This is a genomic window from Arthrobacter sp. NicSoilC5 (genome assembly GCF_019977395.1).
In the GTDB taxonomy this organism is placed as follows: Bacteria; Actinomycetota; Actinomycetes; order Actinomycetales; family Micrococcaceae; genus Arthrobacter.
The window spans coordinates 2933483-2957596 of record NZ_AP024660.1 but is presented as its reverse complement, the minus strand read 5'-3'; the positions used below and the strand labels follow the sequence as shown (position 1 = coordinate 2957596).

Sequence of the window (24114 nt, the reverse complement as noted above, 5' to 3'; positions counted from 1 at the left end):
GCGGGAACCAGATCTGTTGGACTGCACAAAGCAAGGCGCATAATGGCGGATCTAGGGTGAAACGACGATGTGGTGCATCACACGGTCCACCGGTGGTCCACCAAGGTACGTCGCTCAACCCATGCTATTTCCCAACAGGACGGCGCTTCCATGCATGCTGACCAGCAACTTTCAAAGTCCCTGAAACCCAGGCACCTGTCAATGATTGCCATCGCCGGCGTCATTGGTGCAGGCCTTTTCGTCGGCTCGGGGGCAGCCATCCAGCAGGCAGGCCCGGGCATCCTCGTGGCGTACGCGGCCGCCGGCCTGGTGGTCATCCTGGTGATGCGCATGCTGGGCGAGATGGCCGCAGCCAACCCTGAGACAGGCTCCTTCTCCACCTATGCAGACAAGGCGCTGGGCCGCTGGGCAGGGTTCAGCATCGGCTGGCTCTACGCCTGGTTCTGGATCATCGTCCTGGGCATCGAGGCCACCGCAGGCGCTGCCATCATGCACCGCTGGGTGCCGGGCATCGACCAGTGGGTGTGGGCCCTTGTCCTCATGGTGCTGCTGACGCTCACCAACCTCGGTTCCGTAAAGTCCTACGGCGAGTTCGAATTCTGGTTCGCCTCCATCAAGGTCGCGGCCATCGTCCTCTTCCTCATCTTTGGCGTCGCCGCCATCCTCGGCCTCATCCCCGGCGTCCCCGCACCCGGCCTGAGCAACCTGGTCAACAACGGCGGGTTCATGCCCAATGGCCCGGGAGCCGTCCTGGCCGGAATCCTCGTGGTGGTCTTCTCCTTCTTCGGCGCAGAAATCGCCACCATCGCGGCCGGTGAGTCCGAAAACCCCGTGGACGCCGTGAAGAAGGCCGTGAAATCCACTGTCTGGCGCATCCTGGTCTTCTACATCGGCTCCATCGCCATCGTGGTCACTCTGCTTCCGTGGAACTCCGCCTCCGTGGCCAAGAGCCCCTACGTGGCCGTCATCGAACTGTTCGGTATCCCCGGCGCCGGAACCATCATGGACGTCGTGGTCCTCACCTCCGTGCTGTCCTGCCTGAACTCCGGCCTCTACACGGCCAGCCGCATGCTGTTCTCGCTCTCCACCCGCGGTGACGCACCCCGTGCCTGGACCCGCATCTCCCGCCGCGGTGTCCCCGCTGCCGCCGTGCTCGCCTCCACCGTGGTGGGCTTCGTGACGGTTGGCCTGAACTACATTGCCCCAGACACCGTCTTCCTGTTCCTGGTCAACACCTCGGGCGCCATTGCCCTGTTCGTGTGGCTGGTCATCTCGGCCTCGCAGCTGGTCCTCCGCCGTCGGATGGGTGCCGCAGCCAAGGACCTGCAGCTGAAGATGTGGCTGTTCCCGTACCTCACCTGGGCGGCCATCATCAGCATCGTGGCCCTGCTCATCGGCATGGTGATCGTGGAATCCACCCGTGAATCCCTGCTGCTCTCGCTGGCACTGGCTGCCGTAGTGGTGGCAGTGGGCGTGCTCCGCTACCGGCGGAAGGGCGCGGAAGCCGCCGGACAGTCCGCAGTAGCAGCCGAGGCAGCTCCGGCGCCCGCAGAATAGGCGCGGCGCTAGACTCGGGACCATGCCTTTGCCTTCCTCTGCCGCAGACCACATCCAGGACCTTGGCGCGTATGTGAGCGCATCGCCGTCGAGCTTCCATGCTGCGCATGAGGGAGGCAGGCGGCTGGAGGAAGCCGGATTCGTCCACCTGGATGAACTGCAGCCGTGGGAGGGTGGCGCCGGATCATTCTTCGTGATCCGCGACGGTGCACTGATCGCGTGGGTGGTCCCGGACGGTGCGGGACCGGCCACGGGGTTCAACATCCTCGGCGCGCACACCGATTCGCCGTCGTTCAAACTCAAGCCCAAACCCACCACCGGCGCCCACGGGTGGCTGCAGGCCGGGGTGGAGATTTACGGTGGACCGCTGCTGAATTCCTGGCTGGACCGCGAGCTCCGGCTCGCCGGCCGCCTGGTGATGCTCGATGGCACGGAGCACCTCGCGGCCACCGGACCGCTGCTGCGCTTCCCGCAACTGGCCATCCACCTGGACCGGGCGGTAAACGAGGGTCTCACCCTGGACAAACAGCGGCACATGAACCCCGTCTGGGGCCTGGGGAACCCCACGGACTCGGACCTGCTGGGTGTGCTGGCAGCTTCGGTTGCCGGCACATCCGTCGATCCGGCGCAGATCGGCGGGTACGACGTCGTCATTGCGGACTCGCAGGCACCGGCAGTTTTCGGGGGCAAGGGGGAGTTCTTCGCATCCGGGCGGCTGGACAACCTTTCGGCCACGCACGCCGGCCTGGCGGCACTGATTGCGCACGCGGGTTCCGCCGGCACCGGCAGTCCCATTGCGGTGCTCGCTGCCTTCGACCACGAGGAAATCGGGTCCAACTCCCGCTCCGGTGCGTGCGGACCCATCCTGGAAGACATCCTGGTGCGCATCTCCGACGGACTGGGTGCAACGGTGAGCCAGCGGCGGCAGGCCCTGGCGGCGTCGTTCTGCCTCTCCGCCGACGCCGGCCACGCAGTGCATCCGAACTACCCCGAGCGGCATGATCCCGCCAACCACCCCGTGCTGAACGGCGGTCCGCTGCTGAAGATCAATGCCAACCAGCGCTACGCCACGGATGCCTTTGGTGCGGCGTTCTGGGCGCGGCTCTGCGGCGAAACCGGGGTGCCGTACCAGGAATTCGTCTCCAACAACGTGATGCCCTGCGGCTCCACGATCGGCCCGCTCACCGCCACCCGGCTCGGGATCCGCACCGTCGACGTGGGCGTGCCGCTGCTGTCCATGCACTCCGCCCGGGAGCTGTGCGGCGTCGAGGATCCCCTTCGCCTGGCCGCCGTCACGGAGCTGTTCTTCCGGACCGCGGTGTAGTTCCAGCAGGAGTCCAGGTGAATTGAGTGGCCCTGTGGCCCTCCGCAAAACCAGGTGCGGATACCCACAGCGTGCCGGGTTCCTCGTGTTTGGAAACGGAGGGCACGGCTACGGTGGGTTCAAACGAACGCCCTTTGGTTTTCAGTCCACGGTTCCGGACTGTCCCGGTGGCCCCACCAGGTCCCCGGCGAAAAGGGCGTCTCGGTCATAACTGATTGACGCACCAGGCTTGGCGCCACTCGTTGGCGCCTGGCGGGCGAGGGGAGTGCAGACCCCAGACTCCGCTGTTTTCAGGGTGCGCCGAGACCCTGGAGCTGAGACATGTCTTCTGCACCCGCACTGTTTTCCAGTTTTGTCAGGAAGACCGCAGCAGCCACTCACGCCGAGCCGCGGAGGGTAAAGACAACACCGCCTGTCGAGCTGCCATTCCGCCGGCTGGACGCACCTGAAGTCATTGCCCTGGGCGGCGCTTTGGTTCATTTGACCAGCTTTGACCAGGCACTGGACATCATCCTTCGGAATGCGGCCGGTGCTGCCGGCCGCCCGCTGGCTGTTGCCTCTGCAAACCTCGATCACGTTAGACACTTCGGACAAGGTGCCTCCGGGGCCGACGCATTGATGTCAGGTGCGGGCCTGCGGTGGCTCACCCTGCTGGACGGTTCTCCGCTGGTATCCCAAGCTGAACGGCTGACGCACAAGAAATGGCCCCGTTTGGCGGGCAGTGACCTCTCCTGGCCAATCCTCGAAGCGGCCGCGTCGAATTCCCTGACTGTTGGGTTTCTTGGTGGGCGGTCGTCTACCCACCAACTGGTCCGCGAGAGGCTTGGAAGGGAGCTTCCGAACCTCAGAGTGGCCGGCTATTGGGCGCCTGATCGCCAGGTGCTGGGTGATGCCGCAGCATCACGGGACTTGGCTTCAGATATAGCCGGTGCGGGCGTTCAAATCCTCTTTGTCTGTTTGGGCAAGCCAAGGCAGGAACTGTGGATTAGTGCATATGGCCACCTCACCGGGGCGCGGGTACTTCTGGGTTTCGGCGCAGCTGTGGACTTCCTGGCGGGCACGATGCGGCGGGCACCACTGCCAGTTCGAAATGCCGGTCTTGAGTGGGCTTGGCGGCTCGTTCTGGAGCCAAAAAGGCTTGCCTCCCGATACCTCGTCCAGGGGCCCGCAGCCTATGCCCGGCTCCGTTTGGCCAGCGGCTTCCCGTCGACCTCGGTTCCGTTGGATTGGCGTCCCAAAATGGAAATGGAACCAGGCGCAGTCCAACTCTCCGGCCCCGGGTCATTCGCAGACCCGGGGGAACCTGCCGAGGTTGCCGTACTGATAGTGACCTACAACAGCGAAGACAGGCTGCCATTTCTCGTTGAAGACTTGCGGCGGGAAGTGGGGGATCAAAGCATCAAAGTGGTGGTAGCCGACAACTCACCGACCACCGCCACCATAGACGCACTTGCAGACCAGCCGGATGTCCACATCTTCGCCACTGGGGGAAACCTTGGGTACGCCGCGGGCATCAACCTGGCTATGCAGCGAGCCGGGGCAGCAGACGCGTTTCTGGTGCTGAACCCTGACATGCGGTTGGAACCGGGCTGTGTCGCAGCGCTCCGGCTTCGAATGCGGGCATCGAACGCCGGGGTCGTGGTGCCATTGCTGCGCGATGATGATGGGAGCCTGTACCCATCCCTTCGCCGTGAACCCACCGTCAGCCGTGCCATGGGGGATGCCGTTCTGGGGTCCAGGCTTCCTCTGCGCCCCGGTTGGCTGTCCGAAATGGACTTTGACCCGAGCAGTTACGTGCGGCCGCACCAAGTTGACTGGGCTACCGGTGCAGCCTTGCTGATCGACAGTTTGGTGGCCCGCCGCGTGGGCGACTGGGATGAACGCTATTTTCTTTACTCTGAGGAGACCGACTTCCTGCGGCGCGTCCGCCGGGCCGGCGCCTCGGTCTGGTTCGAGCCAGCCGCGCAGGTTATCCACTCAAGGGGTGGTTCCGGATCCTCACCCGCGCTGGACGCCCTCATGGCCGCCAATCGGGTTCGATACATCCGCAAGTTCCGTCCGGCCACCTACGCTCGAATCTTCCACGGAGCCGTGATCCTGAGCGCCCTGCTGCGGTCCCCGCTGCCGGGACACCGGGGAATCCTGGGAACTATTGTGAGGGAGTCCCGCTGGGCTGCTCTGCCGGGGCCGGACTGTGTCATGGATCCGGCGCTGATGCCCACGGGGTCGGTGATAATCCCTGCGCACAACGAGGCTGCCGTGCTGTCCCGCACCTTGCAGCCGTTGGTTCCCTATGCCGCTGCCGGACGACTGGAGGTCATCGTGGCGTGCAACGGATGCAGTGATGAAACTGCATCGATCGCCGCGCAACATCCCGGAGTGAGGGTGCTGCAAATATCTGAAGCATCCAAGGTGGCGGCACTGAACGCCGCGGATCGCGCGGCCAGCCTGTGGCCGAGACTGTATTTGGATGCAGACATCGAAATACAGCCCGCGGCGCTTGCTTCGGTCTTCTCAGCTCTGTCGGCCAGGACGTCAGCTCCCGGCGGCGCTCCCTACGCTGCCCGTCCCGAATTCGTCTACGACTCCCACGGAGCGCATTGGCTTGTCCGGGCTTATTATCGGGCGCGTTTCAGGATGGCATCGCAACGAAGTCACCTGTGGGGTGCGGGTGCGTATGCAGTCAGCGCTCAGGGGCATCAGCGGATCCAGGCCTTCCCCCGGCTCACGGCCGACGACCTGTACGTCGACAGGCTCTTCAGCGACGATGAAAAGGCCATCATTACCACCACCCCCCTTGTGGTGCGGACCCCTCGCAGCGTTAAGGGATTGCATGCAATACTGCGTCGGACCTATCGGGGGAACGCGGAACAGGGCGGTATCACTGGGGCCCCAGTCAGTCGAAAGGCCATGGAGCTACTTTCCACCGTGACCGGCCCTATTTCGGCTTTCGATGCCGCAGTCTATGCACTGGTGGTGCTTCGCAGCCGTTCTGCCGCCCGCCTGGCGTGCCCCACAACCTGGGAGCGTGACGAGAGCAGCCGGCAGCCTACATCGTCACCCCCGGAAAATCAGGAATCGGGGAACCTTTGAAAAGTGAAGCGCTAAATTGCAGGCCTTGCACATGGTGAGCCTTCACGCCGCAATCAAGCCACTTTCTGTGTGGAGGCAGTTTCCAGCCACCGGGCGAAACCCTCGGGTCCTCGCAGGCTCGGATGAACACGTCCGGCGCAGGGGTAACGTTCCTTTGCTGCTGAGGGTCACTTCGGCCGCCATCTTTATCTTTCCCTCGTCGATGGTGATCCAACCGATAGGAGCTGCTGGGACGGTTCCTCTTCTGCTTGCCCTTCTGCTGTTTGTCTTCTGGGCAGCTTCATGCATCTTTGCCCTGCACGATCCGATCCCCTTCCGGCACCCCGGACGCCTGGCCCTGGGCCTGCTGCTGTTAGGCACCAGCATTTCCTACGTCGGCCTCTACTCCGGGTGGACAGGACCCAGCAGCGTTGCGGCCAGGGCCGCCGCGGACAGATGGGTCATGCTCCTTCTTGCGAGCACAGCACTCATATGCGTTGCAGCCGAAACGGTGCGCACCATTGCCGACGCAATGGTGCTTGTCCGTGCGATCCTGGCCGGCGGTGTTTTCTGCTGCCTGGTAGCTGCAGTTCAATTTTTCCTGCAACTCAACCCCATGGAGTGGTTCCAGAACACAATGCCGGGCTTCAGCTACAACGGCGGGGATACCACTTTCCAACAGCGTGGGGCGCTTCTCCGTGTTGCCGGAACTACGTTCACACCGATTGAACTCGCCGTTGTTTCCTCCATGCTCCTGCCCCTCTCCATCTGGCGCGCACTTTTCGATGACAAGGGCCGCAAATGGCTGCACTGGGCGGGAACATGCCTGCTTATCTTTGCAATCGCCGCAACAATTTCCCGATCTGGAATTCTTGGCATTTCCCTTGCAATGGTCATCTTCGTCCCCTTCATGCCCCGGCTTGCACGAAAATGGGCCGCACTTGCCGTCCCAATGGTTGCGGCTGTCCTGTTCATGGGAGTTCCCGGGCTGCTGAGCACGCTATTCGGTGCCCTTGTCCCTGAACCCGGCGACCTTTCCATCAGCACCCGGACAAACAACTATCCGCGCGTGGCGGAAATGTTTGAACAGCGACCCCTTATTGGCACCGGTCCTGGCAACTACCTGCCGGACAACGCCCTGCACATCCTGGACAACCAATACCTCAATGCCACCGTCACGATGGGCCTCCTCGGCCTGCTTTGCACCGTAGCGTACTTTGTCATGCCAGGGCTGGCCGCCTTGTTGGCTGCGAGGACGGCCAAAGCGCCCGTCCTGCGCTGCTTGGCAGCTGCAGTGGCCGCGGCCGGCCTGGTCGCCATGGCTTGCTCCGCAACCTTTGACTCACTTTCCTTTCCCGTTTTCGCCTTGACATATCCGCTCATTATCGGTCTTGGCGGCGCGATCTGGATTATGACCAACAACGAGAATGTTCTGACGAACAAGGGAGTAATCTAATGGATCCCATGGCGGTAATCCGCACAATGCTGCGCTACAAATCATTTCTGCTACCTGTGGTTTTATTGACGGTGCTGGCAGCAGCATATGTGTTCCAGTTCGGACCCAGGTCCTACGAGGCGAGTACCAGCTTCGCAGTTGTAAACCCCCGCGTTCCCACCGACCGGGACCTGCTCCTCGACCCAAGTCTGGCGAACCTCAACGGAGATAACCCCTTCCTGCGCTCCTCCGACCAATCGCTCATCAGTGAGGTAGTGATTTCACGGCTGGCCAGCAGTGCAGTCGCCGATGAATTTAAAGAAGAAGGGTTAAGTACTGATTACACCGTCAGCAAGGGCATCAATGGCAACGGGTTCGTCATCTCGATTACTGCGAGGGGCGACTCGGAGGATCGGGCATTAAAGACAGCGGCAGCGCTGGGCGACGAACTCCAGCGGAATTTGCGTGCTGTGCAAAAAGTCAACAATGCGGATGACAGATTCCTCTTCACCGGGCTGGCAGTGACACCGCTAAGTAAGGCGACGGAACAGTTTTCCAGCCGGCTGCGGTCGGTGATCATGGTGTTGTTGGGGGGAACTGTCCTCATGTTTGGTGCAGTATCCATGGCCCGTTCGATGGAGGCGGCTGCCCTGAACCGGCAAAGAAGGAAGGTGCAGACTGATCGTGCTGTACAGGAAATGCCGGGAGGTAACCATACTTCGGAGGAGCGAGGCAGCATGGACTCTCATGGCGTTGACACACCTGTAGCTTCGCGCAATGCCCTTGCTCCAGCACCCACCATGAACAGGTCCAGGGGACCGCAACCAGGGACGCGCCGCTCCAACAGGATGTCCTCCCGTCCGCAAGGTGAGGACCCCCTGCGAACTCCCGCACGGGTTACCAGGTAGCTGGTTCCAATCGCCGCAGCGGGAAATCCAAGGAGGCCAAGATGGAATTGCATCAGAAGCAGGACCGGATCCTAAGCCGCAGGCTGTTCGTCAGTGGCGTTGGTGCGGCCGCCCTCGCTGGCGGAGCCGCCGGCGCTGTGCTCAGCAACGTTGGGCAGCCCAGCCCGCAGAATGTAGCCATCGCCGTGCCGAACGGATCCAATCTTGCCGCTGTCCCCTGGGAGGGAGGGCCGGAGTATTGGCGGCGCTATCCCAAGGCCGAAGCGGCGGGATGGACAAACCCCAGCTTCTTCCCAGTTGGCGTCTTCTTCGGAAGACCAGCTCATGCCAAACAACTTAAAGCGCTCGGTATAAATACTTTCCAAGCAGTGGAGCACAATGCTCCTCTTGCCGCTGCAACGGCTGAAGGCATGTTCTGCATTGTGCAGGACGAATTCAGTTCCGCAGAGATTGGGGCGGATCCGTTGGCCGTCGGCCTCCTGGCCTACGACGAATGTGACATGGGCCTGGGATGCGGAGGCCAGACGACCCAGGAGAGTCTCGCAAACATGCGGGCGCAGGTGAACGCCCTCCGGTCCCGCAACGACGGGAGATTCATCAACGCGAATTACTCAAAAGGTGTCCTTGAGACGTTTTGGGCACGTGGCACAATGCGCGACTTCATGTCCGTGGTTGACTGCGCCAGCGTGGACAATTACGCCTATACCTCGCCAGATACCGCCGCCGCGATTGCCGCCTCTTCACATTGGCCTGCCGGCGTTCCCGTCGCCCGGGCAGCCACCTACGGTTGGCTCGTGGAAAGGATGCGCGCGTTCCAGGCCTATCCAGGTAGCCAACCGAACTGGATGATGGTGGAGACTGCCATGCCCTACCTGACTGACAAGGGGGCATCCACCATCACGCCGGAACAAATAGAGGGGGCGTGCTGGTCGGCTATCGCTCATGAAGCCCGTGGCATCGTCTTCTTCCAGCACAACAACGACGGTATCAACGGCAACTACTCGTTGGTGGAGTCTCCATTGGAGAGACGGGAACGAATCCACGCCATTATCCAAGGGATCCATACGATGGCTCCTGTAATTAATACGCAGTCCTATGCGTGGGACTTCGGTTCTGACACGGACACGATGCTGAAAATGCACGATGGTGCCGCCTACATATTCGCGTCCAATGCCTTAGGTGCGGAGCCCGGTGCGCACAAGCTTTCCCTGCCGCCATCGCTTCCTGCCGCTAGTATTGAAGTTGTCGGTGAAAACCGCACCATCCAGGTCAATAATTCTGCCTTCACGGACGATTTCACCTTCGAGTACTCCCACCACATTTATAAGTTTGCCGCCAATCCCGTCTGATCCGTTTGTGTGGCATCAGGTTCGAGCTGTAAAAGAACTTAGAACTGCCCTGCGGGTCTGCAGCTGAGTTCCGGATTTAGCTGATACCATAACTGCAAAATCAAGGGGAGTTGCGGTGGACAACAGCAACCTGAGAGCGTCTTCATTCAAAGGCTCTTCTTCATAGTGATTTAGGCAGTGCATGGTGGAACTTGATGGCACATGCGAGGACTTCAAAACGTCACGAACGTAGACGCCATACAAAATCATTTCGGAAAAATGCAATTCTTTACCGACTGCGCTTACCCAGTCCGTGCCTGTCACAGACTCAATGCGGCCAAGCATGGAACGGACCAAGGCAGGCGACCAGGCGCAGGGACAGCAAATGTAGTCGGGCAATTCCGGTGATTCCATGGACGGCAGACCAAGAAGTCGCCGCGCAGTCGCATACCAGAGCCGGTGGCGTGGCAGGCTGCTGTCGATTCCACCAGCTACCTCGTACAGGGCCAGCTGGCCGTGTTGCATGAAGGTCTGCGAGCTCATAGGCCGAATCAGGACGACGTCGGAGTCCACCAGCACGACAACGTCGGTCGTCATAGCCGCAGCGGCCCCAAGTTTGACAATTTGTTGCGCGATCCAACCCCTTATCGGTGGCAACGGCCGCCGTGCGTTTATCCACATATTCGTCCGCGGTAATTTGATAATAGAACCGGGAAGATACTCCCGTACATCCTGAATATGCGTTCGACTTCCGGCGAGGGTACTAAAAAGTTTTCGGTCTGATTCGGGAACAATGATGTACTGCTCCACGTCTGAGTAAGTAAAGCGGAGGATTGACGAGTTGAGATCACGGCAAAGTTCAAAATCAGGGCGATAGCTGGGCGTAACGACGGCAAGAGTCGGAATGCGCTGATGGTCTTTCACAGTTGAACCTTTCGTTCTTTTCCTGGGGGAACCGCGGATACGGCGGAAGCCTCGATAAGGCTAAGGAACTCCTTGGCCCGTGCCTCCCACGAGTGCGCCCGGGCAAAAGACCTGCGTTCCATTTCTGCCGCTCCGTCGTTCCGGTTGTGCAGACTCTTCAGTACTTTGTCGACGAAGTCCTGCCTGTTCGCTGCGACGGCCACATGGTTCGTGGCCAACCACCGGACTGCCGGGCTGTCCGTTGCTACTACCGGAACTCCTGCGGAGAGGTACTCCAAGGTTTTCAGCGGAAAACTGGCACGGTTGAAGGCGGAATCTCTATAGGGCGTCAATCCGGTACCAAGACGGGACAATTCGTCTGGGATCTTTCCGCCCGGTAGCGGGCCTGTCCACTCAACGTTCTCATTCTGGAGCAGAGCGTCGAAGCGTTGTCCGAAAGCCGGGTCCCGGTCCGTTCGAGGTCCGATGATCCGAAGGTTAATACCGGCCTGCTGGACGGCTTCCAAGAGGTCCATATCAAGCCGTTCATTCAGCTGGCCCACCAGGCCCGCTACGTTGCTGCGTGATCGAGGGGCCCCGACCGCGGGAGCAGGGCAGCCGTTCGGCAAAACGGCGAATAGTTGCGGGTAATGGAGGGCACGTGCCGGTTCAGCAGGAAGCATAGCGCGGAGGTCTTCCAACAGGGAGCCGGAGACAGCTGCCACCACGGAGCTGTGCGCGAGGTTATATGTCATCACCCGCTGCATGGCTCGGCGGGAGAACCCCATCAGTGCTGCTCCGGACAGCCAATCATCAGTCACGTACAACACCCTGCTGCCCGGGACGTCGGACGGAAACCGGGCGAGCGGGAAGGCCGCCACTACGCAATCCGGCCTCCAACCGGCGGCAGCCAAAGCGGAACGGATCGCCCGGTTGAGACACAATGCCGTTAGCGACCGGATGCCAGGCCTGGTAACGCCAGGCGGGGCAGAGACACGAAGCCTGAGGACCGTGTCACTAGCCCAAGATGTTGTCGGCTTGTTCAGCTGACCGGTTGCTAACCGCGTTGCTGCCTTCGCAACGTGCCACGGCGAAACGGCGACGGGTGGATCCACCCAGAGGATCTGCCGGTGCTTCGATAGAGCCTCGACAATGTTCCGGTCTGTGCCGGCGACATTGTCCCAGCCCGTTCCCGCTATCCATATCAATGGGGCCCGCGAAGAGCCGAAGGGTGCCCTCATGGCGCATTCCGGCCGACAAGGCTGGCACGTGCTGCTATTGGCCTGCTGTTGAAGTCGTCCGATACCTCCCGGCCGGTCCATCGCGCCAGCAACCGCCGGCCTTCGTAGTTCACGAAGCGGGCTGCAGCCCGCCAGTCGGTGTTAGGGGCAGCAGCGAAAGTAGTGCGGTCACGCAATGCCTTCGAGTAGATGCCTATTTGGGTGTCAGCGGCACGCTCGAGACTGAAGCGGTCCCTTACGAGCGCCAGTCCGTACTCTCCAAGTTCGGCCCGACATGCGGGGTTCGCCAGTAACTCCGACAGGATCCGGCCCAGCTGTGCCCTGCCCCGCTGTTTGTCTTGGCCCACACCGTACCAGCCTTGCCACAGAAACCGGTCGACAGAAACGGGTGTGAGAAGTTCCCAGAACCCCAGCTCGCCCTGCACCACCAACGGCTTGGCAAAAGCCATGGCCCTCAGGGCGGATCCACCCATCCCAAGGCACACATCCCCGATGTCGTATGCCGCCCGGGGATCATCCAGCTCGCCGGTAAGGAGGACGACTTTCCGGTTATGGCTGCTGTTGATTTGCTCCGCGCGGCACGTAACTTCTGCCCTCGCGGGACCGTCCCCTACGATCAACAGTTGCACGTCCCGCCCTCGCGCAAGCCCAGACACAACATCGATAGCCGAGAAGATGCCTTCCAGCTTGAGCTGGTACGCCAGACGGGAAACTATGACCACTACCTGCGCCCCAGGGCGGATGCCCCAGCGCATCCTAAAGCCGTCCTGGTCCAAGCGGAGACCCGGACGGTTGCGGGTAACGTCGACCGGTGGTTCCAGTACCGTGACTTCAGACCGCCCGGACGCCTGTTCAACAGCGGCAATTTGGTGCGTTCCTACCGTGAGGGGGAGGCTTGCGGGGAGGAACGGTGCCACTGCCATGGACATCACCGTGGAAACCACTGCGGGGCCCTCCTTCTGCCGGGCCGCCAAATGGCATTCCAGGGACGGGGGCCATTCATAGCCGTGCAGCACTTCGACTGAGCGTGACTCAACGAGATGACGCAGCTTCTTTGCGGCGGCAAGGGATGGACGGCGCCGAACGGCGGGGGATTCGATGAACTCCAGGCCCAGGTCTCCGATATATTCCACTAAGGGCCCCGGCTGGCCAAAGACCACAACGTCATGCCCCTGACCTTGGACTGCCGCCGCGATCTCGATGGCATTCATCTGGCTCCCGCCCATCTTCAAATCGTGCGGGTAGACAAGGATTTTCATGGAATCAGCTCCACGTGTCTGGGCGCCTGAGGGGCACCAATCGTGCGCAAAGCACGTAGGGTGTCACGCCGCAGCCAAAGCATGCCTGCGGTGGCTGCGGCGGCGGTGCTGCCCCCTGCCGCCAAGGCCCATAACGCCACGGGAATCCAGTGCGCGAATCCCACCGAAAGAGCTCCCACTGGAAGAGCGACGAGCAGCGGAACCCCAACGGCCCGGGCGAAAGCGGTTAGGCGCAGGCCGCCACGGTGCAGTTGCCAGAGGTAAAGGGGAAGGACCACAGCCACGGTTACCACCGCTTGCGCGGCAGCCACACCCGCCAGGCCATACTGGGCGGCACCCCCTGCCAGAGCCGGTACCAGGACCAATAGACTCCCCGCCTGGATGGCGAAGACGGTACCGGACTTGCCCAGGACAACAACAAAATCGTAGGCAAGATCGCAAATGACCTTGGATATTGCAGCAACGACGAGCCAAGAAAGTGCTGCCGCTGCGGGAAGCCACTCGTCACCGTAAATGAACCCGATCAGCGGGGCAGCGCCGGCGGATACGAAGAGAATCAAGGGAAACGTAAGACTGGCAAGTATTGAGACGATTGCCTCGAAAGCATTGTTCATCCGTCCCCGATCGTGCTGAAGTGACGAGAAGGCGGCCGGTGCGACGCGGCGCAGCGGCTGGGCAAGGATACTGACCGGCCAACTCGAGAGGTTGAAGGCCAGGACGTAGAAACCGAGGGCCGTGGAACCAAGGACGGCGCCGGTGGTCAGTTGGTCCGCGTAGCCCAAGGCGAAGAAGATGATGCTCGTGCCCGCCAGGGGCAGCCCGAACCGGAGCAGCGGCATGACCAGCTCCCGGTCCAGGCCCAGCCGGTAGGGGACCGGGGACGCCCGAAGGAACATCACGGCGGCGAGCAGGCTGCCGCCCACACGGCCGACGGCCAGCGCCATCGCTCCCATGCCCGCAAGAGCCAGGACCAGGGACAGCAGGGCCCCCACCCAAACATTCACCTGGTCGATCCCCAGCCGCGTCTTTTCGCGGAAATCCCGCTGAAGCAATGCGGCCGGGGAAGCCACCACGCCGTTGATCAGGACGCTGAGGATCAACACCCTGATGACGTCCGTGGCGTGAGGATCTCCCACGGCGGCGGTAAAAGCCGGGGCGGCAACAATGGCCGCCCCGCAGAACAAGGTGCTTCCCGCCACGGAAATGGTGTTGACGGTGGGCACGATCCGGGCCGGATCTCCCGGCCACCTGACGATGGCCAGGGAAACGCCGAGTTCGTTGAAGCTCAACACCGCCATGAGTGCCACCAGCGCCACCGCGAAGGTGCCGAATGACTCCGGTCCCAGCACACGGGCCAGGACAATGCCGATGCCCAGCGTGCCCAGCCGGGAAAGTACCGTATTCAGGACACTCCAGCCGAATGCACTGGAAGCTCCGGGGCGGGGCGCGGGTGCCGTCATGATGTCTTCACAGCATCTGCCAGCACCTCTGCGACCCGCAGCTGCTGTTCCGCGGTGATGTGCGGGAACAGCGGCAGCGACAGGATCCGGCGGGCGGCTTCTTCGGCAACAGGGAACGAACCGGAAGTACCGCCGGCGTACGCCTCGCTGAGGTGAACCGGGACGGGGTAGTGGATGCCGGCGTGGATCCCGGCAGCGTGCAGCGCCCGGAGGACCGCATCCCGGTGCTGGACCCGGACCACGTACAGGTGCCACACATCCGCGTTTCCGGGCGCCTCCTGCGGAATGTCAACCCCCGGCACGCCGGCAAGAAGCGCCGCGTACCGTTCCGCGGCTGCGCGCCGCCGCTGGTTCCATGCGTGAAGCCTGGCAAGCTTTGCCTTGAGGACTACTGCCTGGACCGTGTCCAGCCGCGAATTGAACCCAATGGCCTCATGCCGGTACTTTTCTGAGCTGCCGTGCGCGCCCAGCAGCCGGACCCGCGCCGCGAGGCCGGGATCGTCGGTCAGCACCGCTCCGGCATCCCCGGCGGCGCCAAGATTCTTGCCAGGGTAGAAGCTGGTTCCTGCCGCCGCGCCCAATGTACCGGCCTGGGCTCCAAAGCGTGTTGCACCCTGGGACTGTGCAGCGTCCTCGATGATCACGGCACCGCAGGACTGCGCGATGGGCACCAGGCGCTCCACGAACGCGGTCTGCCCAAACAAATGGACCGGCACTATGGCCTGCGTTCTGGATGTGACGGCGGCCGCCACGGCGTCCGGATCAATCAGAAGGTAGTGGGGGTCGACGTCGACGGGTACCGGGACTGCCCCGATGCGGCTGACTGCCTCTGCCGTTGCGATGAAGGTATTCGCGGGGATGATCACTTCCCCGCCGGGGCAGACGCCCCCGGCCCGCAGGGCAAGTTCCAGGGCGTCGGTTCCGTTGGCAACGCCGACACAGTGCCCGGCGCCCACAAACGAGGCGTACGCGGCCTCAAAATCTGCAACGGCCGGTCCGCCGATAAAGGACGCCGTGGAAAAGACGACAGCCAGTTCCGCCATGACTTCCTCATGGACCTCCGCCTGCTGGGCGGCGAGATCCACCAGTGGAATGGTCTGTACGTCTATCCCGGTGCTCATGACATCCCCCGAAACTTGAAGTTCTCCCCGTTGATTTCGTGCGCCGGCACACCCACCCACGTCTGGCCATCGGGAACGTTGCTGAGGACCGCCGCGCCCATACCCACCGTGGCGTAGGCCCCCACGGACGTCCGTTCACGCACGCTGGCGTTCATGCCCAGATATGCTCCCCGGCCAATCCGGACTCCGCCGCCCAGCGACACTCCCGCAGCGAATGTGGCGAAGTCGGCCACGTCGTCGTCGTGCGTGAATGTCACCGACGGCATGGCGACCACATGCGAGCCCAGCGTGACGGCCGCAGTGAGTGTGACGTTCCGCAGCAGGATGCTGCCCCTCCCCACACGGCACCCCTCCGGGTACTGGACGGAGGGATCCACGGCGATGGCATAACGGGCCTCGGTGAGGCCCAGCGCGGTCAACCGCTCCACCACAGCTTCACGGACCCGGCCGGAGCCGATGCAGACCAGGACGAACGCGTGCGTGTACTTCGCGGCGTCGTCGATGGTCCCGAGCACGGGCGCCCCGTCCACGGTCACGCCCGCCATTTCCTTGTCGTCATCAAGCAGGCCGACGACGTCGTACTGGCCGCTGCTGCGCACCATCGCCAGGACTTCGCGGGCCAAGCCGCTGGCAGCTATCAGGATCAGCTCACTCATGTGCGCATCCCGGCGGCCGCAGCCCGGATGGTGCTGATAATCCTGGCCAGCCCTTCGTCGTCGAGTTCGTGGTAGACGGGGAGGATCAGCGTCCTGTCATTGAGCCGCTCCGTCTGCTGCAGCAGGGCCCGGCCCGCGTTCCGCCACCGGTAGGCGGGCTGGCGGTGGGCGGCCATGATCCCCCTTCTGGCCGAGATGCCAGCTTCCGCCAGGAGCTCCATCAATCCGTCCCGCGTAGTCCCAAAGTTGGGCAGGACCTCCACCCAGAACGACTGGAAGTTGGTGGTGCCATAAGGAGGATCCGACACCAGCCGCAGGCCCGGCACCCTCGAGAGGCCGGCAACATACTGCGCTGCGATGTCCCGCCGCCGTGCCAGCACCTCCGGCAGCCGGCCCAGCTGCACCAGCCCGACGGCGGCCTGCAGGTCCGTCATCCGGTAGTTGAACCCCACCTCAAGGTAAGACTCCGGCGGAGCGAGCAGTGAACCGTGCCGGTCCGCAGCGGACACGCTCATCGAGTGCTCGCGCAGGGTCCTGGCCCGGGCCGCCCAGTCAGCCCGGTTGGTGGTGAGCATGCCGCCCTCACCGGTGGTCAGGATCTTGCGCGGGTGGAAGGACCATACGGCAACATCCGCGCCCGCGCCCACCGGCCGTCCCTTGTAGGTGGATCCGACGGCACATGCTGCGTCTTCAATCACGGTGATTTCGTGCCGGTCGCACAGCTCGCGGATGGGGTCGATGTCCAGCGGCACGCCGCCCTGGTCCACCACGATCACGGCACGGGTGTCCAAAGTGAGCGCAGCGTGGATGGTTTCCGCGGTCACGTTTCCGGTGGCCGGGTCAACATCGCAGAACACCGGGCGCGCCCCAACATATGTCACGGCGTTCGCGGTGGCGATGAACGACAGGGACGGCACAACCACGTCGTCCCCGGGCCCGATTCCCGCGACCACCAGCGCCAGGTGCAAGGCCGTGGTGCAGCTGGACGTGGCAACCGCATGGCGGACTCCCTGGAATTCGGCGAAGCGCGATTCAAATTCCTTGACCTTGGGCCCCTGCGCCACCCAGCCGGACGCCACCACCTCAGCCAGCGCCCGGGCTTCCTCCTCACCGAGCCAGGGCTTCATGACGTTGATCCGGGCAAGCACTGGTTCAGCAGTCATCACGCACCAACCTTCCGTGCAGCGGCGATCTCGTCGCGCAGCGGCAGCCACCAGGTGACCAGTTGCCGCAATCCCTCTTCCAGTTCCACCTCGGCCTTGAAGCCAAGGTCGCGGGCGGCGGCGGAGGTGTCAGCCAGCCGGCGCACCACGCTGTTTACCTGGCGCGCGGGCCCGTGCTCCACGGCGAGGCCGGAACCCATGACCCGCAGGAGTGCCTGCGCCATCTCCAGCAGGCTGGTTTCCGTACCGCTGGCCACGTTGTAGGTCCCTTCAACGACGTCGCTGCCGGCGGCCAGCACGTTCGCGCGGGCGACGTCGGCGGTATGGATGAAGTCCATGGTCTGGAGTCCGTCGCCAAAGATCAGCGGCGGCTCCCCGTCCATGATCCGCTCCATCCAGCGCACCAGGACCTCGGTGTACAGGCCGTGGACGTCCATCCGGGGCCCGTACACGTTGAAGTAGCGGAGCATCACGTAGTCCAGTCCGGTCATGGCCCGGAAGCTCCTGGCCATGCCTTCATTGAAGGACTTGGCTGCCCCGTAGAAAGTGTCGTTGTTCGCATGGTGGTGCCGTTCGGTGGTGGGGAACTCTTCAGCCATCCCGTACACGGAGGCGCTGGACGCCGCCACGAGCTTGGCTACCTTGTGCTCCGCGGCCGCTTCCAGGACATTGAAGCTTCCGTCCACCAGGACCTCCAGGGCCAGCCGCGGCTCCTCGGCACACTGGGTGATGCGGATGGCCGCCTGGTGGAACACCAGGTCCTTGCCGTGGGTGAGGTCATGCACCAGATCCCGGTCCTGGATGTTGCCCTGTACCAGCTCAACCTGCCCGGATGCCAAGGCGCCGGCCAGGTTGTTCAGCCTGCCGCGGACCAGGTTGTCGAGCACGTCGATATGGCTCACGCCGGCGTCCAGGAGGGCGTCCACCAGAGTGGACCCGATGGTGCCCGCCCCGCCGGTGACCAGGACGCTGGCCCCCTCAAGGCGGCTCACAGTGCTTCCTCCAACTCGGCCCCGGAGCCACCCAACGCGGCGCCTGTCGCGGCCAAGGCAGAACCGGCCACGGGAGTGGGGCGCCCGTCCTGGGTCAGGCTGCGGGTCACCGCTTCCAGGACGGACAGCACGCGGAGACCGGATGCGCCGCCTGTCCTGGCGTCACGGCCGTTGCGGATGCAGGACGCGAGTTCAGCCACCACCTGGCCGAGGGCCTCGCGCTCGGGCAGCGCGGGGGACCAGGTGTCGCCGAGGCGGTAGGAAACGGCGGTGGAGGCTCTTTCCCCGGCCGATTTGGGTTGCCGGTCCAGGCTGACGCCCCGGTCATAGACGCTAAGCCGCTGCTGGGGGTTCAGGTCATCCCACACCAGGGTCCGCAGGGAACCACCGATCACCATCTGGCGGATCTTGGTGGGGCTCAGCCAGTTCACGTGCACGTGGGCGGTGGCATCGTTGGGAAGCCGGAAATTCAGGTGCCCCACGCAGTCCCGCCCGGTTCCCAGCGGGTCCGCGCCGAAGGCGGACACGGTGGCGGGGTTGAGTCCGCCGGGGAGGACAAAATCGAGGATGGAGAGGTCGTGCGGCGCGAGGTCCCAAAAGACATCCACGTCGGGCTGCACGAGCCCCAGATTGATCCGGGTGGAATCCACGAACAGGATCTCTCCAAGGGACCCGGACTGGACCAGTTCCTGCATCTTGAGGACGGCCGGGGTGTAGCAGTAGGTGTGGTCCGCCATCAGGACCAGCCCGTTGGCATGTGCTTCGGCCACCATCTCCAGCCCGTGTTCCCTGCTGTCTGCCAGCGGCTTTTCCACCAGGACATGCTTCCCGGCCCGGAGCGCCGTCATGACCGTTCCGTGGTGGGTGCGCGCCGGCGTCGCGATGGCTACCGCGTCCACCTCAAAGGTGTCCAGCAGCTCATCCAGTGACTCCACGCAGGGGATGTCCCCGAGCGTGGCGGCAAGTTTCCGCGCCCGCTCGACGTCCAGGTCGCAGATGGCCACCAGGTCCCAGTCCGGGCTGGCCTGGAGGTTGCGCGCCAGGTTTGGTCCCCAGTAGCCGGCGCCCACGACGGCGATGCGGAGTTTGGGCGCAGGTTGCGGTTGGGTGGCGTGGAATGGATTGGTGAAGGCTCTCATGTCACTTTCTTCCCATTTTGTGGATTTGCTAGTAAGCGCCCGATGGCCGGACTACAGCCCGGAACGTCCGCCAAAGAATCAGCAGGTCGCCCGCGAGGGACCAGTTTTCGACGTAGTAGAGGTCCAGCCGGACCGCTTCCTCCCAGGGGAGGTCCGAGCGGCCGTTGATCTGCCACAGTCCGGTGATGCCCGGCTTGATCAGGAGCCGGCGGCGGGTGTGGCGTTCATAGCCGCTGACCTCACGGTCCAGCGGCGGCCGGGGCCCCACCATGCTCATGTCGCCCAGCACCACATTCCAGAGCTGCGGGAGTTCGTCCAGTGAGTACTTCCGCATCCAGCGTCCGCAGCGCGTGACCCTGGGGTCGTCTTTCATCTTGAAAAGCACCCCGGCGCCCTGGTTCTGCTGGTTCAGGGCCGCCAGCCTCGCCTCGGCGTCGACCACCATGGAGCGGAACTTGAACATTCCGAAGACCTGGCCGTCCTTGCCGATCCGGTCCTGGCGGAAGAGCACGGGACCAGGGCTGTCCAGCCGGACGATCAAGGCGATCAGCAGGAGCACGGGTGAGAGCACCAGGAGGGCAGCAAGCGCAGCCGTGACATCCATGACCCGCTTCAAGGCGTGCTTCGCTCCGGTGTATTGCGGGATGTCCACGTGCATCAATGGCAGGCCGTCTACGGGGCGCCAGTGGACGCGGGGCCCGGCCACGTTGGTCAGGGTTGCCGCGAGAATCAGCTCGGTGGACGATTCCTCGAGTCTCCAGCCCAGTTCGCGGATGAACTTGTTGCCGCCCGGGAGGGGACCGGCGATGATCACAGAGTCCGCCTGGACCAGGCGGACTGTCCTGGCAATGGCGTCCGTGGAGGAGAGCACGGGCACTGTTTCGTCTTCCACCCGCAGGCCGGCTCCCCGCCGTGCCCCGGGAAGGCATGCGCCCAGGATCTCGTATACAGCTCCCGACTTGCGGACCTGCTGAACCACGTAGCGGACATCTTCCGGTTCGCCCACCACTACGGCGCGCGAGAGGTGGCGGCCTTTTGCCTTCTCGGCGGTGAGCCGGCGGCGGAACAGGTGGCGGTTCACCGTCAGGGCCGCCACGCCCAGCGGGAGGGACACCGTCACGAACGCGCTGGCGCCGTGGATGGAGAACACCACCGCGGCCAGGGCCATGAGGCCGAAGATGTGCAGCGTCGCCGAGGCCACCCGCTTGTACTCATCGGCCCCGATGCCCAGCACCTTAAGGTCCCTGCTGTGGTAGAGCTCAAGTGCGCCCAACCAGGCAACGGTCAATGCCGCGGCCGCGGCAGCTGCTCCGCCGTCCCTGGGTCCCTCCGGCGAAAATCCTGCTTCCGATAGGAGGAAGCCGGCGTAGGCGGCAGCCATCACCACCGCGGCGTCCGTGCACCTCAGAAGATTGATATGCGTGGAAATCCAGGCCGCGGTTGCCTTCCTGGTCCGGACTTTCACTGCCAAGGAGGTTCGGGCCGCCGACGGCAGGGGAAAGCGGGTTCCTGCGCTTTCCCCTGCCGCCTGCTGCCCTGTTCCCGCCCGCTGTGCAGCAGCGGGGGAAACAGGCCAGTCGAACGCTGCGCGCCGGGTCCTGGCTACTGGTATTTCTGCCATGGTCACCCTTTCCGGCGTAGCCGCCTGTCCTCTGGCCGTGAAGCAAAGTTAGCCGCAGACGGCCGGGTATTGAGGGGATGGGCAAGGCCTTTGTGGCTCCTGCAGGGGAAGGCTGTGGAAACTGCGGTTACCGCAAATCCGGGGTTTTCCTATAAAACAGGCAGGACGTACGGCTCCGTGGCCGCCGAGCCCTTATCCGTGGCGAGTGCCGTCAGCTGTGCCCGGGACTCGACACCGAGCTTGCGGTAGATCGCCGTGAGGCGCACTTCGACCGTACGCACGGACACATACAACGTCCCGGCGATCTCCTTGTTGCGCATGCCCCGGGCCACCATTTTCGCGAGGACCCGCTCATGGTCTGCGAGCATCAGCATGGCCGGATTGCCCTGCGGGTGGACGGGCTCCACGCGTTCGTCCAGAAGGAGGGCATCCACATGCTGGGTCCATGCGTCTGCGCCGGCCTCATCGAACATCACCTTCGCCCGCAGGAGCGCATCACGCGCCTCCCGCAGCCGGCCAAAGGCATGCAGCCGCTCCGCGTAGCACATCAGCGTCCTGGCCCGCTCAAGCGTGTGACCGTTCCTGCCCTCCAGTGCCTGGCAGAAGAGCTGCAGTGACCGCTCGCCGTCCGCCAGCATCGCGCGGCTGCGGGCCACCACCATCATCAGCCAGGGGGAGCGCAGACCCACGGAGCGGCTTTCAAGGCGCAGGAGTGCCTGGGTGGCTTCACGGTGCCGGTTCAGGCGGATCAATACCTCCACCAGGTCGGCCTCACAGCGCAGCAGGGTGGGGCTGCCAAACTTCATGCCGATCTCGGCGGCCCGGGACAACTGGGCAACAGACTCTGCCAGGTCCCCGCGCAGGAGGGCGAAGTGGCCCTGGCAGGCAGCAAGTTGGGCCATGATGGCCGGGTGGCTTTCGGCCCCTGCGTAGCGCTGGGCTTCGACCGCGCAGACCTGGGCCCGTGCAGCATCGCCCAGGGCGTAGGCGCGCCACACCCGGAAGTAGTACCGCATCCCGCGGTGGTATTTGATTTCAGGCTCGGAAAGCTCAAGGTCATCGATCAGCTTGACGGCAGCGCGCACATTCCCCGCCCGGATTTCGTTGTCCACCGCCATGAGGGCTGCGGTTTCCCGCCAGTTGATGTGGGCTGGCTCGGCGGAGCTGCGGAGCATGGCAAACGCCTCATGGGCACTTTCGTAGTGCTCCGCGTACGTCAGTGCGCGCCCCTGCACAAGGATGCCGGCTGTGCGGGTGGCACCGGTTTGATCGTACTTTCGCCCAAGGTTTGCCGTGTCACCGCTGACGGATTCGATCAGGACCTTGGCCCGGTCGGCCAGGGCCAGGCACTGGGCGGACGCCGACCCCTGGAATCCGCCGGCGAAGTGGAGAAGCTCGGCGGCGTCCTTCAGCTCCCACCGCTCGGCATAGTAGAGGGCCCCGATGGCCAGCAGGCTGGCGGCATAGGCCGGATCGTGCTGTCCGAATTCCTTGACGAGACGCAACACCATGCTCGAGCGGACGGAGGCTCCCTGGGCAAACTGGATCTCGAATGACAAGCCGGTCAGCCGCAGGATCAGGGCGGGATTGCGCGTTACCCGCTGCGCCCATTCCAGGTAGCGCCGCGCATACACGAATTCACCGCGGTTGAACAGCAGTTCGGCCACGCTCGTGAGCCGGGCCGCCGTCTCCGCTTCCCACGGATTGACGGTGAGGGCGCGCTCGATGTACTCCACGGCAAAGGAAACCTCCCCGCCCCGGATCAGGTCCACGGCATGGCGGAGCAGCTGGAAAGGCGTCTGGCGCTCCAGTGCCGTAAAGCTGAGGTGCCAGCGCCGGGCATAGGGGTCCGTGTCGGCGGCTGCTTCTGCAAGGGCGCGGTGGTTGGCGGTGCGGACCGCGGGGGTCATGGCCGTGAATACGTAACCGCGGAGCAATTGGTCGCCGATGCCCAGGTGCGGTCCGGTCCGTTTCACCAGTCCCGCGGTCAGCAGTTCATCCACACTTGTCCATACGTCGCGGTCGATCTTCTCGATAGTGGAGATGTCGCTGCGGCAGGACAGCGCAAGCAGGTCCAGGACGTTCCGCGCGCCAGGTGTCAGCGAGCCCACCAGCGCCGCGTACTCTGCGTCAAAGCTGCCGCTGGAGGGCAGCGGGACGGGCAGCGCGTACTTGCCCTCAGCATGACGTTCAATGAGCCGGTCATAGAGTTCGACGGCGGCAAGCGGGTTGCCGCACGTGGCTGCGGCAACCGCGTGGGCGGCCGCCGTCGTGGTCCGTTTCGTGGGCACGCTTTCCAGCATCCGCACCGTGTCGCTGTAGCTCAGCGGAGCGAGCAGCAGACTGGGAAGGCCGCTGAAGGGGCCCTCCGGGAGATCCTCCCGCAAACTGACGAACAGGACGATGTCCGTGCCGGCCAGGCGCCGCGCGAGGAACCCAAGGACTGCCTGGCTGCCGGGATCCAGTTGGTCTGCGTCATCAATCACGATGATGGTCCGTGATGACGAGCGCTGGTGCAGGCCCTCGAGCAGCATGCTGGACACGGCGGGGACGCTCAAGGCACCGGCCGTGTCCCGGAGGAGTTCATCTGCGATCCGGTTCAGGACGGGATCGTCCATGCCGTTCAGGAGGGCAGTCAACCCGGACAAAGGCCAATCGGATTCAGCGGCGCTGGCGGTCAGGAACACGGTACGGTAATCCGCCAGGGTGGGAATCTCGGACAAGAGTGCGGACTTGCCCGTGCCCTTCCGGCCGATGACTGCCAGAGTGCTTTCCTTGGGCCCCCGGACCACGGAAAGCACGCGGTCCAGTTCTTTGCTCCGCCCGATAAGCGCCATGGTGTCCCCATTCGTCGAAGAAGGAGACCGCATTCTTGAACTGACCAATTCGATGCCGACCCACGCTCCCCAGCGCGGGTTGAGCCGACAATGCGAAT

General features: G+C 63.7%; 17 protein-coding genes. 6 read left to right on the top strand and 11 right to left on the bottom strand.

Features of this window, described 5'->3' with window-relative positions; genetic code table 11:
* Positions 1-150 precede the first annotated feature (150 nt).
* From LDO22_RS13830 to LDO22_RS13805, 6 genes are all read left to right on the top strand, one after another.
* Positions 151-1557, top strand: a complete 1407-nt coding sequence (locus tag LDO22_RS13830) for an amino acid permease (protein WP_224023908.1) — start codon at positions 151-153, stop codon at positions 1555-1557.
* A gap of 22 nt (positions 1558-1579) precedes the next feature.
* Positions 1580-2881: a M18 family aminopeptidase gene (locus tag LDO22_RS13825; RefSeq protein ID WP_224023906.1), complete on the top strand. Its 1302-nt coding sequence runs from the start codon at positions 1580-1582 to the stop codon at positions 2879-2881.
* A gap of 321 nt (positions 2882-3202) precedes the next feature.
* Positions 3203-5974 (top strand): WecB/TagA/CpsF family glycosyltransferase, encoded by a 2772-nt coding sequence (locus tag LDO22_RS13820; protein ID WP_224023904.1) that lies wholly within the window; start codon positions 3203-3205, stop codon positions 5972-5974.
* 202 nt (positions 5975-6176) lie between these two features.
* Positions 6177-7409, top strand: a complete 1233-nt coding sequence (locus LDO22_RS13815) for an O-antigen ligase family protein (RefSeq protein WP_224023902.1) — start codon at positions 6177-6179, stop codon at positions 7407-7409.
* Positions 7409-8296: a chain-length determining protein gene (locus tag LDO22_RS13810; RefSeq protein ID WP_224023900.1), complete on the top strand. Its 888-nt coding sequence runs from the start codon at positions 7409-7411 to the stop codon at positions 8294-8296. The genes LDO22_RS13815 and LDO22_RS13810 overlap by 1 nt, the downstream gene beginning before the upstream one ends.
* A gap of 41 nt (positions 8297-8337) precedes the next feature.
* Positions 8338-9645 carry a beta-galactosidase gene (locus LDO22_RS13805; protein WP_224023898.1) on the top strand — a complete coding sequence of 436 codons (1308 nt, stop codon included), beginning with the start codon at positions 8338-8340 and terminating at the stop codon, positions 9643-9645.
* A 15-nt stretch (positions 9646-9660) separates the two neighbouring features.
* Here LDO22_RS13805 and LDO22_RS13800 read toward each other — a convergent pair whose 3' ends face one another.
* The 11 genes from LDO22_RS13800 to LDO22_RS13750 form a co-directional block, all read right to left on the bottom strand.
* The gene (locus tag LDO22_RS13800) at positions 9661-10548 is read right to left on the bottom strand and encodes a DUF6492 family protein (RefSeq protein ID WP_224023896.1); all 888 of its coding nucleotides are present in this window, start codon (positions 10546-10548) and stop codon (positions 9661-9663) included.
* A complete protein-coding gene (locus LDO22_RS13795; protein ID WP_224023894.1) occupies positions 10545-11348 on the bottom strand; it encodes a glycosyltransferase in 804 nt (267 codons plus the stop codon). Before LDO22_RS13795 ends, LDO22_RS13800 begins: the two co-directional genes overlap by 4 nt.
* A 416-nt stretch (positions 11349-11764) precedes the next feature.
* Positions 11765-13027, bottom strand: a complete 1263-nt coding sequence (locus tag LDO22_RS13790) for a glycosyltransferase family 4 protein (protein WP_224023892.1) — start codon at positions 13025-13027, stop codon at positions 11765-11767.
* Positions 13024-14487 carry an oligosaccharide flippase family protein gene (locus LDO22_RS13785; protein ID WP_224023890.1) on the bottom strand — a complete coding sequence of 488 codons (1464 nt, stop codon included), beginning with the start codon at positions 14485-14487 and terminating at the stop codon, positions 13024-13026. Before LDO22_RS13785 ends, LDO22_RS13790 begins: the two co-directional genes overlap by 4 nt.
* Positions 14484-15608: a DegT/DnrJ/EryC1/StrS family aminotransferase gene (locus LDO22_RS13780; protein ID WP_224023888.1), complete on the bottom strand. Its 1125-nt coding sequence runs from the start codon at positions 15606-15608 to the stop codon at positions 14484-14486. Before LDO22_RS13780 ends, LDO22_RS13785 begins: the two co-directional genes overlap by 4 nt.
* A complete protein-coding gene (locus LDO22_RS13775) occupies positions 15605-16264 on the bottom strand; it encodes an acetyltransferase (protein WP_224023886.1) in 660 nt (219 codons plus the stop codon). The genes LDO22_RS13780 and LDO22_RS13775 overlap by 4 nt, the downstream gene beginning before the upstream one ends.
* Positions 16261-17427, bottom strand: a complete 1167-nt coding sequence (locus LDO22_RS13770) for a DegT/DnrJ/EryC1/StrS family aminotransferase (RefSeq protein WP_201302367.1) — start codon at positions 17425-17427, stop codon at positions 16261-16263. Before LDO22_RS13770 ends, LDO22_RS13775 begins: the two co-directional genes overlap by 4 nt.
* The gene (locus tag LDO22_RS13765) at positions 17427-18419 is read right to left on the bottom strand and encodes an NAD-dependent epimerase/dehydratase family protein (protein WP_224023884.1); all 993 of its coding nucleotides are present in this window, start codon (positions 18417-18419) and stop codon (positions 17427-17429) included. Before LDO22_RS13765 ends, LDO22_RS13770 begins: the two co-directional genes overlap by 1 nt.
* Positions 18416-19558 (bottom strand): Gfo/Idh/MocA family oxidoreductase, encoded by a 1143-nt coding sequence (locus tag LDO22_RS13760; RefSeq protein ID WP_224023882.1) that lies wholly within the window; start codon positions 19556-19558, stop codon positions 18416-18418. Before LDO22_RS13760 ends, LDO22_RS13765 begins: the two co-directional genes overlap by 4 nt.
* Positions 19559-19586: 28 nt before the next feature.
* Positions 19587-21179 carry a sugar transferase gene (locus LDO22_RS13755; protein ID WP_224023879.1) on the bottom strand — a complete coding sequence of 531 codons (1593 nt, stop codon included), beginning with the start codon at positions 21177-21179 and terminating at the stop codon, positions 19587-19589.
* 149 nt (positions 21180-21328) lie between these two features.
* Positions 21329-24016 (bottom strand): LuxR family transcriptional regulator, encoded by a 2688-nt coding sequence (locus tag LDO22_RS13750; RefSeq protein ID WP_224023877.1) that lies wholly within the window; start codon positions 24014-24016, stop codon positions 21329-21331.
* Positions 24017-24114: the final 98 nt, after the last annotated feature.